15 protein-coding genes are annotated in these 14,628 nt (G+C 50.1%); 3 read left to right on the forward strand and 12 right to left on the reverse strand.

Annotated features, from left to right (window positions below; genetic code table 11):
* Positions 1–30 precede the first annotated feature (30 nt).
* Complete coding sequence (gene pcrB, locus ACXQIQ_RS11085) at positions 31–717, reverse strand: heptaprenylglyceryl phosphate synthase (RefSeq protein WP_439302238.1); 687 nt, start codon at positions 715–717, stop codon at positions 31–33.
* A gap of 196 nt (positions 718–913) precedes the next feature.
* Here pcrB and ACXQIQ_RS11090 point away from each other — a divergent pair, with 196 nt between their 5' ends.
* On the forward strand, positions 914–1,099 hold the full coding sequence (locus ACXQIQ_RS11090; protein WP_439302239.1) for a hypothetical protein: 186 nt from the start codon (positions 914–916) through the stop codon (positions 1,097–1,099).
* Positions 1,100–1,149: 50 nt separating this feature from the next.
* Here ACXQIQ_RS11090 and ACXQIQ_RS11095 read toward each other — a convergent pair whose 3' ends face one another.
* The 3 genes from ACXQIQ_RS11095 to ACXQIQ_RS11105 form a co-directional block, all read right to left on the reverse strand.
* Positions 1,150–1,443, reverse strand: a complete 294-nt coding sequence (locus ACXQIQ_RS11095) for a YerC/YecD family TrpR-related protein (RefSeq protein WP_439302240.1) — start codon at positions 1,441–1,443, stop codon at positions 1,150–1,152.
* Between the two features lie 20 nt (positions 1,444–1,463).
* Positions 1,464–2,522, reverse strand: coding sequence for a DUF3048 domain-containing protein (locus ACXQIQ_RS11100; protein ID WP_439302241.1), 1,059 nt, complete (start codon positions 2,520–2,522; stop codon positions 1,464–1,466).
* A 61-nt stretch (positions 2,523–2,583) separates the two neighbouring features.
* Positions 2,584–4,296: an adenine deaminase C-terminal domain-containing protein gene (locus ACXQIQ_RS11105; protein WP_439302242.1), complete on the reverse strand. Its 1,713-nt coding sequence runs from the start codon at positions 4,294–4,296 to the stop codon at positions 2,584–2,586.
* A gap of 131 nt (positions 4,297–4,427) precedes the next feature.
* On the opposite strand from ACXQIQ_RS11105, the gene ACXQIQ_RS11110 reads away from it, so the two are divergent.
* Both ACXQIQ_RS11110 and ACXQIQ_RS11115 read left to right on the forward strand, forming a co-directional pair.
* Positions 4,428–4,685: a YgaP family membrane protein gene (locus ACXQIQ_RS11110; RefSeq protein WP_439302243.1), complete on the forward strand. Its 258-nt coding sequence runs from the start codon at positions 4,428–4,430 to the stop codon at positions 4,683–4,685.
* 440 nt (positions 4,686–5,125) lie between these two features.
* Positions 5,126–5,203 carry an EYxxD motif small membrane protein gene (locus ACXQIQ_RS11115; protein ID WP_439302264.1) on the forward strand — a complete coding sequence of 26 codons (78 nt, stop codon included), beginning with the start codon at positions 5,126–5,128 and terminating at the stop codon, positions 5,201–5,203.
* Here the strand turns inward: ACXQIQ_RS11115 and purD are convergent.
* From purD to purS, 8 genes are all read right to left on the reverse strand, one after another.
* On the reverse strand, positions 5,169–6,455 hold the full coding sequence (purD, locus tag ACXQIQ_RS11120) for a phosphoribosylamine--glycine ligase (protein WP_439302244.1): 1,287 nt from the start codon (positions 6,453–6,455) through the stop codon (positions 5,169–5,171). The genes ACXQIQ_RS11115 and purD overlap by 35 nt on opposite strands.
* Before the next feature lie 15 nt (positions 6,456–6,470).
* A complete protein-coding gene (gene purH, locus ACXQIQ_RS11125; RefSeq protein WP_439302245.1) occupies positions 6,471–7,997 on the reverse strand; it encodes a bifunctional phosphoribosylaminoimidazolecarboxamide formyltransferase/IMP cyclohydrolase in 1,527 nt (508 codons plus the stop codon).
* Between the two features lie 15 nt (positions 7,998–8,012).
* Entirely contained in the window at positions 8,013–8,597 is a 585-nt protein-coding gene (gene purN, locus ACXQIQ_RS11130; protein ID WP_439302246.1) for a phosphoribosylglycinamide formyltransferase, read from the reverse strand.
* Positions 8,594–9,634: a phosphoribosylformylglycinamidine cyclo-ligase gene (gene purM / locus ACXQIQ_RS11135; protein ID WP_439302248.1), complete on the reverse strand. Its 1,041-nt coding sequence runs from the start codon at positions 9,632–9,634 to the stop codon at positions 8,594–8,596. The genes purN and purM overlap by 4 nt, the downstream gene beginning before the upstream one ends.
* Positions 9,635–9,965: 331 nt before the next feature.
* Entirely contained in the window at positions 9,966–11,390 is a 1,425-nt protein-coding gene (gene purF / locus ACXQIQ_RS11140; protein ID WP_439302249.1) for an amidophosphoribosyltransferase, read from the reverse strand.
* A complete protein-coding gene (gene purL, locus ACXQIQ_RS11145) occupies positions 11,366–13,591 on the reverse strand; it encodes a phosphoribosylformylglycinamidine synthase subunit PurL (protein WP_439302250.1) in 2,226 nt (741 codons plus the stop codon). The genes purF and purL overlap by 25 nt, the downstream gene beginning before the upstream one ends.
* A complete protein-coding gene (purQ, locus tag ACXQIQ_RS11150; RefSeq protein ID WP_439302251.1) occupies positions 13,575–14,258 on the reverse strand; it encodes a phosphoribosylformylglycinamidine synthase subunit PurQ in 684 nt (227 codons plus the stop codon). Before purQ ends, purL begins: the two co-directional genes overlap by 17 nt.
* Complete coding sequence (gene purS / locus ACXQIQ_RS11155) at positions 14,255–14,509, reverse strand: phosphoribosylformylglycinamidine synthase subunit PurS (protein WP_349409291.1); 255 nt, start codon at positions 14,507–14,509, stop codon at positions 14,255–14,257. The genes purQ and purS overlap by 4 nt, the downstream gene beginning before the upstream one ends.
* Positions 14,510–14,628 lie beyond the last annotated feature (119 nt).

A 14,628-nucleotide genomic window follows, 5' to 3' on the forward strand; every position in this document is an offset into this window, starting at 1 on the left:
ATTTTACCCTAACGGTTCTGGTTTTACAATTTAACCTTTGACGACTTTTACCGTACTGAGTGCTGCGTCCAAGTCTTCATAAATGATATTGCCGACGACGATCGTGTCTGCGAATTGTGCCATCTCTCGTGCCTGTTCCTTGTCCTTGATTCCACCGCCATAAAAGAATCTCGTCTTATCGAGGACGGTGCTCACATCTTTTACAAGGTCGACTTCCCCATATGTACCGCTATACTCCAGGTAAAAGATCGGCAGACGGAACATGTGCTCAGCCATTTCGGCATAAGCTAGAACATCTTCCGTATCGAGATCTGAATTCGCTTCTGATCGTTGAGCAGCCTTCGACTCACCGTTGACGATGCAATACCCTTCCGTCACAAGCTCGTTCCAGTTGATGAGATGTCCGTACTCCTTGATCGCCTGATGGTGCAAGCCGACGATCCAATCTGGATTCTGGCTGTTCAGCACACTCGGCACAAAATAAAAATCGAACCCTGGTGTGATCGATTCGATGTTGGATACCTCCAACACACAGGGAACGGTGTATTTCCGTATACGAGAAAGAAGGTCGATCGTATTCTCAAGCGTAACCCCGTCACTTCCGCCGACGATGACCGCATCAGTACCGGATTCACAGATCTGATCGAGCGCTTCTGGCGTGATTTCCTTGTTCGGGTCCAGCTTGAACACATGCTTCCACTCTTTATATTCGAACATCGTGTGACCTCCTCAATTTACACTTCCTCTAAGGATTATAACAGAAATGATGGGGCGGAAAAACAAACGGCACAAAGGTGACTGGTGACAAAATCATGAAGTACTGCATCCTACCTATCTACGGACTTTTTTGGTATAATTTGGTTGTGTAGTACCGGATCGTCTGATAACTCGAATCAAGGAGGTCTTCTTACATATGAAAAAACATCAAATGTGGGCAGCGATTCTATCGTTCAGTGCAGGAATCTTAATCTACCTAGGGTATGCACTTGCTGAAAGGATCCAATATGCTCCCACGATCGGTTGGATCAGTGCCTTGATCTGCTTGATCATCGCTTACAAACACGCATTGAAAGCGCACCGGTATAAACAACTCTTATAACATGAAAAAACGTCTGCTTCCCACCCCGGATGCAGACGTTTCGTTGTTTATTATTTTTCCTTCAATCGGTCGAGCGCCATTTCGTACGTGTCGTTGCCGTAGTTCAGGCAACGTTTTACACGAGAAATCGTTGCTGTGCTCGCGCCTGTTTCATTTTCGATCTTATGATACGTAAACCCTTCACGTAGCATGCGCGCTACTTCCAGACGCTGTGCCAACGATTGAATCTCGTTGATCGTCGCAAGATCATCGAAGAAACGATAGCACTCCTCGCGGTCTTTCAATGTGAGGATCGCATCAAAGAGCTGATCGAGCGTTTTTCCTCTCAATTTATCAATTTGCATCCCTTGTCACTCCTTCCAATCTATTCCCATGTTACTTTCGAGCTGAAATCCGAGCCAGGAACGAAGTTGACCCACGTTTTACCTGGTACGAATGGAACTTCCACGCCATCCTTCACCGGTATGATGCGGCCATTGTCGTTCTTCCACTGGACTTGTTGCGCCTTCCCGTTCTGGATCAGAACCGCATTGCCACCGCTCGTCAGATTCACATCCCGGCGGCCGACGTTGTCCACGATCTTATGATTTGTAGATACGATCAAAACGTTTTCCAGTTCGACTGGTGTCTCCGTTTCCCGATCGACGGTCTGCTCATTATTCGTTGTATAACGGTGATAAAGTCCTTTATCGGTATCAAAGCGATATTCGACCTGGTATTTGCCGTAGACGACCTTCACATCTTCAGCAGGTTCGCCTTCCGTTGCTACTCCTTCCACATCTTCCTTGAAAGTGAAAGACGGAATTTCCTGTTCCAGCTCGTAGCCTTGCTTTTTCGACTCTTTCATGATGTTCTCATACGAGATGTATGAATTGTGCGGTGCTTTTCGGAAGCTGACACGCTTGAACAGTGTCCCATCGTAATACAACCCGTTGATGGAGTCAATATTGCCCGATGTGAGCATCGTCTTCGCATCAGGACTCCAACCGTGGTGCACATAAATGGAATCGAATCCATTCGCTAACCGGACATAGTAATCCCGTGCACTTCGGACAGGGCCGATGACGTCAGGCTCTTCACTTTGAAAAAGTGCGACCAATCGAGTGATGCGACCTTCTGCCAACACTTCATACACGAGATCGGCTTTATGTAAGCCGGACTGCTGACGGGCTTCCGGCGCATTGTTCACCATTACAGCCACAACGCGTGGATGTAACGCCTCATCTGTTCCTTTACCCGTTAATGGAAACGTGTATGCAAACTCAGGCTCTTCTGGTTCCTCTTCTGTCGGTTCTTCCGTTTTCGGTTCTGGATCCTTTTGATCCTTGGAATCTTGATCCGAAGACGCTTTCTCTGACTTACAAGCGGCAAGCAACAGGAACACGGCAACGAGACACGCAACCAGTAACCACTTTTTATTCATTTCAGTACAACACCCCTAGTTTTCCCTTTTTTCCCTTCTCTATCTCTCTCTACTTTATAGTTTAACGCATTACAACAGGAAAGAGTACCTCATTTTTTAAAACATCGACGATTCCGCTTGGTGTGATGCGGATGTACGGTAGATGTGTCGATGAGAAGAACAATAGGCTGTAGATCGGATCGACGAACGTGTAGCCTCGATCTTTCAACGCGTGAACGAGTCGATCTTGCTGTTCCATGACCACTTCCATAGGCTCAGTCGAAAATCCTCCATTCAGCGTGAGCGGAATTTCACAGACGACTTCTCCGTTTTCGACGAGCACGATGCCTCCACCAATTTCCTTCATCCGTTCAAAAGCAGCAAGCATATCCCTTTTGCTTTTACCGATCAGAAGGATGTCTCCGCTGTTGGAGTATGAGCTGACAAAACCGGACACGTGCGTCGCGAAGCCTTTCAGCATCGTACTGATGCGCCACTTTCCTTTGTGATCGACCAGACTGAAAAAGCATTCATCATGTTCCTTCGAGAGCTCCTCGACCCCAAAGTCCACCTCGGATTTATACGGTTTCGTAATGACCGCATTAACCATATCGATTCCGGCACGAGCCGTTTGATGAAGATCTTCTTCAGTAAGTGTCCAATCGAGCGTATACGGCTTGATGTCGTAACGGCTCCAGTCGAATTCGGTGGCCGGCTCATCCTGCACCCACACCCCTTTTGATAAAACCTTTTCAGGCGTCGGCTGACGTGGATCCTCAAGGATATTCAAATTCGCGAGGCGACCTGGTGCCACCATGCCATGCAGGTGGTCCATTCCGTAGTGGCGTGCGATGTTGTAGGACACCATCGCGTACGCGTCTTCCAGCGGCACCCCTTTATCAAGCGCAATCCTGAGCACCTCATCCGTCACCCCATTTTTATAAAAAGTAGGTGTCGAGCCGTCCGTCGTCATCATCACCCGGTCAAAGCTCGAAACGCCGATGCGGAGCATCTCCTCGAGGATTTCCGGAAGATCCGGGCGGATGGAAGAGTAGCGGAGGGACGTCGTATATCCGAGAGACATCCGGAGGACCGCTTCTTCACCCGTCATCGCCTCATGATCACAATCTACGCCGAGCACGGCCATCTTTGTGAGCGTGCGTTCAGAAGCACCCGGCAAATGTCCCTCGACTTTTTTGCCGCGACGTTTCGTCTCCTGCATCCAATGAAGGGTCTTGTCGTCCCCTTTCAATACTTGAGGCCAATTGGTCAGCTCGCCGCCCTGCAAGACATACGGATGATCGAGGAATTGACGGAACAGCTTATCCGAGAACACTTCCTCCTCATTTTGCAGTTTCGTCTGAGAGTCGTAACGGCACCACCAGTAAAAGGAATATGGTAATTCTTTGTTGATGTCATCCATGAAAGAAAGCGCTTTCTCGTGAGGCAAAGGAAGGAGCATCAAATTGTCGCTGATGAACGTTGTCGTCCCTCGTTTTGCTGCATAAGAAGCGAACGTCTGGGGATTATAAAGTTGAAATGGATGGACATGAGGTTCGATGTATCCAGGCACGATGTATTTGCCTTCGCAATCGACGATTTCACATCCCTCATGGTTGTGCGGCATTCGATCGCCGACATAGACAATCCGATCTTCATAAATCCAAATGTTTGCGTTCAACCACTGACGCAATACGTTGTTCAAATAGGTCGCATTCTGCAACACGATCGTAGGTGGCGTTTCACCCTGGATCACTTGTACATGGGTACGGAGCTGCTGCTTCGTCCAATTCATGAAATATCACCCCGGTTGTATGTATGTTTTTTACGATGAGATAAATGTCAGTATTTTTAAAATATACGCACGTTTAATCTTACCACAATCCTTTACATTCCTACAGTACCTAAACGAAGGAGGAACAAGGTATGAAGCCAAATATCGGTACCGGAAACGCTCTACTTCGGATCACGATCGGTCTGACGATGGTCGGTGTTGCTACCGCTCGCATGGGGCGTAAGTCCGGAGAAAACCACTTGATGATGATGCTGATCGGCTCGATGAAAGTCGCTGAAGGCATCACGAAATACTGCCCGATGACTGATCTATATAAGCGTGGCCAGGAATTCAACCACATGGACCTCGCCTCCATGACAAAAGAAGGCTCACCGATCAACCCGTCTTGATGAGGGTATGATGCGATGTGAGAGGTGCTCTTGCGGGGTGCGATATCCGCATTTTTCCGTTTTCGGGGTGCGCAAGACCTTCTTGCGGGGTGCGAAATCCGCATTTTTCCGTTTTCGGGGTGCGCAAGTGCCTCTTGCGGGGTGCGATATCCGCATTTTCCCGAGTTCGGGGTGCGCAAGTGCCTCTTGCGGGGTGCGAAATCCGCATTTTCCCGAGTTCGGGGTGCGCAAGTGCTTCTTGCGGGGTGCGAAATCCGCATTTTCCCGAGTTCGGGGTGCGCAAGAGCCCCACAGAATTAACTCCAACACTTTTTCTAATGAGAAAATCGCTGCTCTAGCGATTTTTCCGATTACAAATCAAAAAAGCTCCCGAATTGGGAGCTTTTACACTAAAGTTGAGGTGAATCTCAATGCAAGTTCTCATGGAATACTTGACCGACATGCTGTTCGTCTACATCATGATCATTGGAGCAATCGTCGCGTTTATTTACTTCCTCGTAAAGAAGAGACAGACTTGATGGCTTTATCTGCGATATCCGCCCGGTAAAAGCTGCCTACGCAATGGAGCTTGCCCATCTCTGCGTAGACGAGTTTCTGAGCAGCTTCCAGATCTGCCGCCTTGTGGGCCAACAGAAGGATCCGTCCGCCATCGGTGACCAGTCCGCCTGACTCACCGTTCTTCACACCTGCGTAAAATGTGAGCGCATCCGCCGAAACGACCTCCAGCCCTTTAACCCGAACGCCTTTGTGGTACGCTTCCGGATAGCCGCCGGATGCGAGTACAACACCGACATACGCATCATCAGACCACTTGAGCTCGATCTTTTTACCGTCCAATAATGATTCCATCACATCGAAAAGGTCGGTTTCCAGACGCGGCAGCACGACTTGCGTTTCCGGATCCCCGAAACGAGCGTTGAACTCGATCACTTTCGGACCATCTGCTGTGAGCATCAATCCTGCATACAAAATCCCTGTGAACGGTGATCCTTCCTTAACCAGCGCATCCGCCATCGGCTGCAAAATTCGCTCAACAGACTCCGCAACCACTTCCTCACCGATAAGCGGTACTGGCGAATAAGCGCCCATGCCACCGGTGTTCGGTCCGAGGTCGCCATCGAAGGCACGCTTGTGATCTTGCGAGATGACCATCGGCAGAACTGTGGAACCGTTCACGAACGCCATCAACGAGAATTCTTCCCCTTGTAAAAATTCCTCAATGACGACGCGCGCACTCGCGTCACCGAACTTCGTCTCGACCATCATCGAATGGAGCGCTTCTTCCGCTTCTTCCATCGTCATCGCGACGACGACACCTTTTCCTGCTGCGAGTCCGTCCGCTTTAATAACGATCGGTGCACCCTTTTTCAACAAGTAATCGCGTGCCTCCCCGTAATCGGTGAACGACGAGGAGAAGGCAGTCGGGATGCCATACTTGTCCATCAATTCGTTCGCATACGTTTTGCTGCCTTCAATGAGTGCTGCTGCCTTGGTCGGACCGAATACACGCAACCCGACCGCTTGGAAACGATCGACGATACCGTCCAACAACGGTTGCTCTGGACCGATTACCGTCAAGTCGACGCCGTTCTCTTTCGCGAATTGAACAAGGGCTTCATGGTCGGATTCCGGAATCGCGACGCAATCCGCGACATCTTCCATCCCGACATTCCCTGGTGCGACATACACTTTTGATACCCGCTCAGACTGTGCCATTTTCCATGCCATCGCATGTTCACGGCCACCTTTTCCAACGATTAGAACTTTCATCTAGACCCCTCCTCTTTAGTGTTTGAAGTGACGTACGCCTGTCATGACCATCGTGATCCCGTACTCGTCCGCTTTATCAATCGATTCCTGATCACGGATCGAACCGCCTGGTTGGATGATCGCGGTTACGCCAGCTTTTGCAGCTGCTTCCACCGTATCACTCATCGGGAAGAATGCATCAGACGCCATCGATGACCCTTCCACATTCGCACCTGCCTGCTCAAGCGCAATTTTCGCAGCACCGACACGATTCATTTGACCGGCACCTACGCCGATCGTACGGTTGTCCTTCGCAAGGACGATCGCGTTCGATTTCACGTGCTTGACGATCTGCCATCCAAGCTTCAAGTCCGCCCATTCCGCTTCCGTCGGCTCACGTTTGGTCGCCACCTTCAACTCCGCGTTGTCAAAACCATAGTGGTCTTCCTGCTGGATGAGCGCGCCACCTGAAACCGACTGAATGCGTCGGTTCACTTCCGTCGCCACCGTCTTCGGTTCAATCTGTAACAACCGTAAGTTTTTCTTTTCCGTTAAAATGGAGCGGGCTTCTTCAGAGAACGAAGGGGCGATGATGATTTCTAAGAAAATCTCGCGCATCATCTGAGCCGTTTCCGCATCGACCTCTTCATTCGTCGCAACGATTCCACCGAAGATTGAGATCGGATCTGCTTCGTACGCAAGCTGGTACGCTTCCGCTAACGTTTTACCAACACCGACGCCACACGGATTCGTATGCTTGACCGCTACGACTGCCGGCTCATCGAACTCCTGGATGATTTGAAGCGCTGCATCCGCATCGTTGAGGTTGTTGAACGAAAGCTCCTTCCCGTGAAGTTGCTTCGCTTTTGCAATCGTAGAAGGATCTCCGATCGGCACCTCGTAAAAAGCGGCCTGTTGATGCGGGTTTTCCCCATATCGTAACGACTGTTTTTTCTCATATGTAATTGTGTAAGTCTCCGGGAACTCTTCTTCCGTCAAATATTGAGCAATCAGCGCATCGTAAGCCGCTGTGTGACGGAACACTTTTGCCGCGAGACGTCGTTTCGTCTCAGCCGACACCGCACTGTTCGTCTTCAATTCTTCCAAAATCGGAGCATAATCCGCCGGATCGACCGCCACCGTCACGGACGCGTGGTTTTTCGCAGCCGAACGAAGCATGCTCGGACCGCCAATATCAATGTTCTCAATTGCATCTTCAAACGTCACATCTGGCTTGGAAATCGTCTCTTTGAACGGATAAAGGTTCACGACCACGAAATCAATCGGTGTGATATTGTGCTCCCCGATCTGTGCCATGTGATCTTCGTTCTCTCTCACCGCAAGCAAGCCACCGTGGATGTTCGGGTGGAGCGTCTTCACACGTCCGTCTAAAATTTCCGGAAACCCGGTCACATCAGATATGCCGGTAACCTTCAGTCCTGCTTCTTCTATCGCTTTCTTCGTGCCTCCTGTCGAGACGATCTCGATCCCTTGTTCAATCAAGCCTTCTACGAATGGAATCAGCCCTTCTTTGTTGGAAACACTCACTAATGCGCGCTTCATGCTCCTGCCCCTTTCTCAGTTTGAATTGACTTCAGCTGGATGTAATAGTTTTTGTAAAACCTTCGGGTAAAGCTCATGCTCCACCTCATGGATTCGTTTCCGCACATGGTTCTGCGTATCATCTTCATAGACCGGCACAGCGACCTGCTCGATGATCGGCCCTGTGTCCATCCCGTTATCGACGTAGTGGACGGTAACGCCGGTTTCGTTCACGCCTGCCTCCAGTGCCTGTCCAATCGCGTCCTTTCCAGGAAACTCAGGCAATAAAGAAGGGTGGATGTTGACCATCTTCCCCTCGAATTCGTTCAGCAACGTCGGACCGATCAAGCGCATGTAACCTGCCAGCGCGATGAAATCCACCTCTGCATCATTCAATTTTTCTAAGATCTCTGTTTCGAATGCTTCTTTATCGACGTACGTTTTCGGTGAAAAAACGAATGACGGGATGCCATGCTTTTCCGCTCGTTCAATGGCCTTCACCCCCGGCTTGTCACAAACGAGCAATGTGATTTCCGCTTCTAGCTCTCCCGTTTCAACCGCGTCAATGATCGCCTGGAAGTTCGATCCCGAGCCGGATGCGAATACCGCGATGTTCTTCAATCGAGATCTCCTCCTTTGTACGTAATGCCTTCCCCTTCTGTCACCTGTCCAATCTGGTACGCTCTTTCCCCTTGTTCAATCAGCTTCCGCATCACACCGTCTGCCTCTTCTGGTTTTACAGCGAGTACCATTCCGATTCCCATGTTGAATGTTCCGAGCATATCCTTAAGCGAAAGATCCCCTTCTTTTTGCAATAAGGTAAAAATCGGATGTACCGGCCATGAACCGAAGTCCACTTCTGCATGCAATCCTTCCGGAAGCATGCGCGGGATGTTTTCTGTGAAACCGCCGCCTGTGATGTGCGCGATTCCACTAATGTTAAAATGACGGACCACTTCGAGGACAGGCTTCACATAGATCTTTGTCGGTGTTAAAAGCACTTCTCCAAGCGGTTTATCGAGTTGATCAAACGTTTGATTGAACTCGTAACCCGCCTGTTCAAGCAATACTTTTCGCACGAGAGAGTAGCCGTTGCTGTGGATCCCGCTGGACGCGAGACCGATCAGCACGTCGCCGTTCTCTACTTTTTCAGGCGTGATCAGTTTCGATTTCTCCGCAACTCCTACTGTAAAACCAGCAAGGTCGTATTCCTCCGGATCATACATGCCAGGCATTTCAGCCGTCTCACCGCCAATGAGGGCTGCGCCTGCCTGCTTGCATCCATCCGCAATTCCTTTGACGATCTGTTCAACTTTCTCCGGGTCTAATTTTCCGGTTGCGATGTAATCGAGAAAATAGAGCGGCTCCGCCCCTTGTGCGACGATGTCGTTCACGCACATGGCGACCGCATCGATCCCGATCGTGTCATGCTTGTCCATCTGGAAGGCGAGCATGAGCTTCGTTCCGACTCCGTCTGTTCCGGAGATAAGCACAGGTTCTTTTACGTCGAGCTTCGAGAGGTCAAACATGCCGCCGAACGCGCCGATACCCCCCAGTACCTCAGGCCGCATGGTTTCCTTCACATGCTTTTTCATGCGATTGACCGCTTCATACCCCGCCTCCACGTCGACTCCTGCCTGTTTGTATGCTTGTGCCATAAAAACTCCGCCTCCCTATGATCTATTTGATAACTGCTCAGATCCATCAGTAAAAACTTATTTATTCGGAAGCTTTTTTCTTAAAAAAGCTCACGTTATTTGATTTTTCCTGCGTATCGTTCTCGAAATTCGGGGATTCCTCATTTTCGGTAACGGTAGAGCTCCTATCCTTCCCCAAATTTGGGATTCGCTCACTTTCGGTAACGATAAACTCCTTATCCTTCCCCAAATCAGAGTTTCGCTCACTTTCGGTAACGATAAACTCCTTATCCTTCCCCAAATCCAGGTTGAAGATCATTTGGGGAAAGTTAGCACCTGCTATAGAGTCCGTTTACTTAAATACCAGCTCTTTTTCGTGTGGTAGTACGGTGTCTGGGTAGATTTCCGTCGGGTACTTGCCTGTGAAACAGCCTAGGCATTGCCCACAGTTCGGTTCGCTCTGATTCCGCCCAATGCCTTCCAGCATGCCGTCCACACTCAAGTACTCGAGTGAATCCGCCCCAATGATCTCACGGATCTCCTCCACAGAGTAGTTCGACGCAATCAACTCTTCCTTCGAAGAAATGTCGATGCCGTAGTAGCACGGGTGAGCAATCGGCGGTGAACTGATGCGCACGTGGACTTCAGTAGCCCCTGCATCACGCAACATTTGCACGATACGTCGGCTCGTCGTCCCACGGACGATCGAATCATCAACCATTACGACACGTTTCCCTTCCACGATTCCACGAACCGGCGACAGCTTCATTTTCACGCCTTGCTCACGCAATGCTTGAGAAGGCTGGATGAACGTCCGTCCGACATAGCGGTTTTTGATCAACCCAAGCTCATACGGAATCCCTGCCGCTTCGGCATAACCGATTGCCGCTGAAATACTGGAATCCGGTACACCTGTGACAACATCCGCTTCCACGAAGGCTTCAGCCGCCAAGCGTTTACCCAAGTTTTTACGAGCGGTATGGACGTTGATATCATCAATATGGCTATCTGGCCGGGAAAAATAAATATACTCCATGCTGCAGATCGCCCGGTTCGTCGAGGACGTGAACGAATCCGTCTCGAGCCCCTCGTCATTGATGATCAACAGCTCCCCAGGACGCACGTCCCGGATATATTCCGCGCCGATGACATCGAACGCACACGTTTCAGAGGCGACGACATACGCGTCGCCGATTTTACCAAGAGACAAAGGACGCAATCCGTTCGGATCCTGAGCGGCCATGATGCCATTCTCGGTCATGATGACGAACGCGTAAGCCCCCTTGATCATCGACAGTGCGTTCTTCACCTGGTCACGCAGATTATAAAGACCGCTGCGCTTAATCAGATGCGCGAGCACTTCCGTATCGGATGTCGTCTGAAAGATACTGCCTTGCGCTTCGAGCTGCTGCTTCAGCATGTTGGCGTTTACAAGATTGCCGTTATGCGCAAGCGCCAGGCCGCCACGCTGAGATTGGAATACGAGCGGCTGGACGTTGGCATATTCCGTGCCACCAGCCGTCGAGTAACGCACATGCCCAATTGCCGCTTTCCCTGTCAACGTGTTGAGCTCGCCTTTGTTGAACACTTCCGTCACGAGCCCGCTGTTTTTATGAAATTTCACCTGTTCGCCGTCTGTCACCGCAATACCAGCACCCTCTTGCCCGCGGTGCTGGAGGCTGTGGAGACCGTAATATGTGAGCTGCGACGCGTCCTGGTGACCCCAGATCGCGAACACGCCACATTCTTCGTTTAAACCTTTGATGTCAGCAAACATGGAATAGCTCCCTTCCAAGCTGTCTCGAGCTCATCTTTCGTCGCCGAAACGAGCTCTTTCCCTTCTGGTGTATCGATACGTAGCATTGCGCGATCCAGTACGAAACCGATCTTCGTCGCGTCTACGAGACTTTCAAACTGCTCCGCGTTTTCCGGTTTGACGGATACGAGGAAACGAGACTGAGATTCACTGAATAGTGCCGCTGCTTCCTCTCCTGATAGTGTGACAGATGCGCCGAGTTCCGCGTCCATCATGGATTCCGCTAGTGCCACCGCTACTCCACCTTCTGCTACATCATGAGCAGATTGGACGAGACCCCCTTGAATCGCTTGTAAAAGTTGAGATTGATAGCGGGATTCTTTTTCCAGGTCAAGCTCTGGTGCTTTACCCGAAATTGATCCTTCTAATAGTTTCTGAAGCTCACTTCCGGAGAATTCCGGCTTCGTTTCACCGATCATGTAGATGACGTCTCCTGCTTCTTTAAACGCTTGCGTCGTGACGTGGTCGATGTCATGGACAAGTCCGACCATGCCAACAACCGGCGTTGGATAAACCGCGACGCCATTCGTTTCGTTGTACAATGAAACATTTCCGCTGATGACTGGTGTTGATAAGGTGCGACATGCATCGCTCATCCCTTCAACCGCTTTCTCAAGCTGCCAGAAGATTTCCGGCTTTTCAGGGTTTCCGAAGTTCAAGCAGTCTGTAATAGCCAATGGTTCTGCTCCAGAACACACGATGTTCCGCGCCGCTTCAGCAACTGCGATTTTACCGCCGACTTCAGGATCCAAGTATAGATAGCGAGAGTTACAGTCTGTCGTCATCGCCAACGCTTTACGCGTTCCGCGGATCCGGACGACCGCTGCGTCTGAACCAGGTGAAACAACCGTGCTCGTGCGAACCATATGATCGTACTGATTGAACACCCATGACTTGCTTGCAATCGTCGGCTGAGCCAACAGTTTCAACAATGTATCTTTGTAATCTGTGATTTGTGGTTGGTAAGCTTCTTGCGTTTGGAACGCTTCATAGTATGCAGGGACTGCACTCGGCTTGTGGTAAACCGGTGCTTCTTCCGCCAATGCATCGACCGGAACGTTCGCAACGACTTCACCGTTATGAAGCAAGCGAAGTTCTTTTTCCTCGATCACTTGACCGATCGTGACTGCTTCAAGTTCCCATTTATCGAAAATCTGCTTGATTTCGTCTTCGCGTCCTTTTTTCACAACGATCAACATACGCTCTTGAGACTCAGAAAGCATCATTTCGTAAGGCGTCATGTTCGTTTCACGTTGCGGGACAAGGTCGAGATTCATCTCAATCCCAACGCCTGACTTACTCGCCATTTCGCTCGAGGACGAAGTCAGACCTGCTGCGCCCATGTCCTGGATGCCAACAAGTGCATCTGATTGGACAAGCTCCAAACACGCTTCTAGTAAAAGCTTTTCCATGAACGGGTCGCCGACCTGAACTGCCGGACGCTTTTCCTCTGACGCATCGTTCAATTCTTCCGAAGCGAACGTCGCACCATGGATACCATCGCGTCCAGTCTTTGCACCAACGTACATGACCGAGTTGCCGATTCCGTTTGCCTGACCCTTTTGGATGTCCTTATGATCAATCACGCCGACACACATCGCGTTCACGAGCGGATTGCCTTCGTAAGAAGCATCAAACTGCACTTCTCCACCGACTGTCGGGATACCGATACAGTTTCCGTAACCTGCGATTCCAGCGACAACCTCTTCGAACAAATACTTCACTCGATCAGAAGTTAGCTCGCCGAAACGAAGAGAGTTCAACAAGGCGACCGGACGCGCACCCATCGAGAACACGTCACGGATGATGCCGCCCACTCCTGTTGCTGCCCCTTGATACGGCTCGATGGCAGACGGGTGGTTGTGGCTTTCAATTTTAAAAACGACTGCTTGATCGTCACCGATATCGACGATTCCAGCCCCTTCTCCTGGACCTTGGAGGACGCGCTTGCCTTCTGTCGGGAACTTCCGTAGAACAGGCTTCGAGTTCTTGTAGCTGCAATGCTCGGACCACATGACCGAGAAAAGCCCTGTTTCCGTATAATTCGGAAGACGGCCTAAGATCGATTCGACCATACCGAACTCGCTATCGTTCAAGCCCATTTCCTGATAAAGCTTCTGTTCCTTGATCATTTCTGCATTTGGTTCATGAAGTAGTGACATGTGCTTCCCTCCAAGATTTCACGATTGATTGAAACAGCTTCAGTCCGTCCGCGCTACCGAGCAAAGCATCTACCGCTCGCTCTGGATGAGGCATCATGCCAAGGACGTTTCCTCTTTCATTCGTTATGCCTGCGATTCCGTGTCTGGAACCGTTGATGTTTTCTGCATAGGTGAACGCGATCTGGTTGTTTGCAGCGAGCTTCGTGTATGTCGCTTCATCGCAGTAGTAGTTGCCTTCACCGTGTGCGACCGGAATCGTGATCTTCTCCCCTTTTTCATAAAGAGAAGTAAACATCGTTTCGTTGCTCGCCACTTCAAGCTCGACCTGCTTACAGATGAATTTCAGTTTTTCGTTCCGTTGCATAGCGCCTGGCAACAATCCTGCTTCTAGTAAAATTTGAAAACCGTTGCAGACACCGAGGATTGGCTTGCCTGCCTGGTTCGCTTCGTAAATCGACTCCATCACGTTGGAAAAGCGAGCGATGGAACCACTTCGCAAGTAGTCTCCGTACGAGAATCCACCCGGTATGAGAATGCCGTCAAAGTGCTTCAAGTCTTGGTCGTCATGCCAGACGTACTCGACTTCCTCTCCCAGCTCGTCCTTGATGGCGTGGTACATGTCTATGTCACAGTTGGATCCTGGAAAAACGACGACGGCGAACTTCATTGAGGAATGACCTCCTCGATTTCATACGTATAGTCTTCAATGACCGTGTTCGCAAGAAGCTTCTCGCACATTTCTCGTACTTGCTGATCGATGTCGCCATCTTCTTTCTTTAGCGTCAATTCAATGTATTTTCCTACGCGTACATCTTCAACTGTGTTGTAAGTGAGACGATGGAGCGAATCTTTCACAGCAGCTCCTTGTGGATCTAGAACACTTTCCTTTAAAGTGATGAAAACTTTAACGTTATACATGAAATCGGCCTCCCCGAGTGGTTGTTTTTTATCGTTCATAGATTTGTTGTTCTGTGAAATTCACTTCGCTTTCCGCGGGCGATCCGCAAGCCTCACTTCCACAGGATGTGGTGGCTTCG

Source organism: Pseudalkalibacillus sp. Hm43 (assembly GCF_054170705.1).

Coding starts and splice junctions, on each gene's coding strand:
- pcrB (WP_439302238.1), bottom strand. CDS start 717: ATGTTCGAATATAAAGAGTGGAAGCATGTGTTCAAGCTGGACCCGAAC.
- ACXQIQ_RS11090 (WP_439302239.1), top strand. CDS start 914: ATGAAAAAACATCAAATGTGGGCAGCGATTCTATCGTTCAGTGCAGGA.
- ACXQIQ_RS11095 (WP_439302240.1), bottom strand. CDS start 1,443: ATGCAAATTGATAAATTGAGAGGAAAAACGCTCGATCAGCTCTTTGAT.
- ACXQIQ_RS11100 (WP_439302241.1), bottom strand. CDS start 2,522: ATGAATAAAAAGTGGTTACTGGTTGCGTGTCTCGTTGCCGTGTTCCTG.
- ACXQIQ_RS11105 (WP_439302242.1), bottom strand. CDS start 4,296: ATGAATTGGACGAAGCAGCAGCTCCGTACCCATGTACAAGTGATCCAG.
- ACXQIQ_RS11110 (WP_439302243.1), top strand. CDS start 4,428: ATGAAGCCAAATATCGGTACCGGAAACGCTCTACTTCGGATCACGATC.
- ACXQIQ_RS11115 (WP_439302264.1), top strand. CDS start 5,126: ATGCTGTTCGTCTACATCATGATCATTGGAGCAATCGTCGCGTTTATT.
- purD (WP_439302244.1), bottom strand. CDS start 6,455: ATGAAAGTTCTAATCGTTGGAAAAGGTGGCCGTGAACATGCGATGGCA.
- purH (WP_439302245.1), bottom strand. CDS start 7,997: ATGAAGCGCGCATTAGTGAGTGTTTCCAACAAAGAAGGGCTGATTCCA.
- purM (WP_439302248.1), bottom strand. CDS start 9,634: ATGGCACAAGCATACAAACAGGCAGGAGTCGACGTGGAGGCGGGGTAT.
- purF (WP_439302249.1), bottom strand. CDS start 11,390: ATGTTTGCTGACATCAAAGGTTTAAACGAAGAATGTGGCGTGTTCGCG.
- purL (WP_439302250.1), bottom strand. CDS start 13,591: ATGTCACTACTTCATGAACCAAATGCAGAAATGATCAAGGAACAGAAG.
- purQ (WP_439302251.1), bottom strand. CDS start 14,258: ATGAAGTTCGCCGTCGTCGTTTTTCCAGGATCCAACTGTGACATAGAC.
- purS (WP_349409291.1), bottom strand. CDS start 14,509: ATGTATAACGTTAAAGTTTTCATCACTTTAAAGGAAAGTGTTCTAGAT.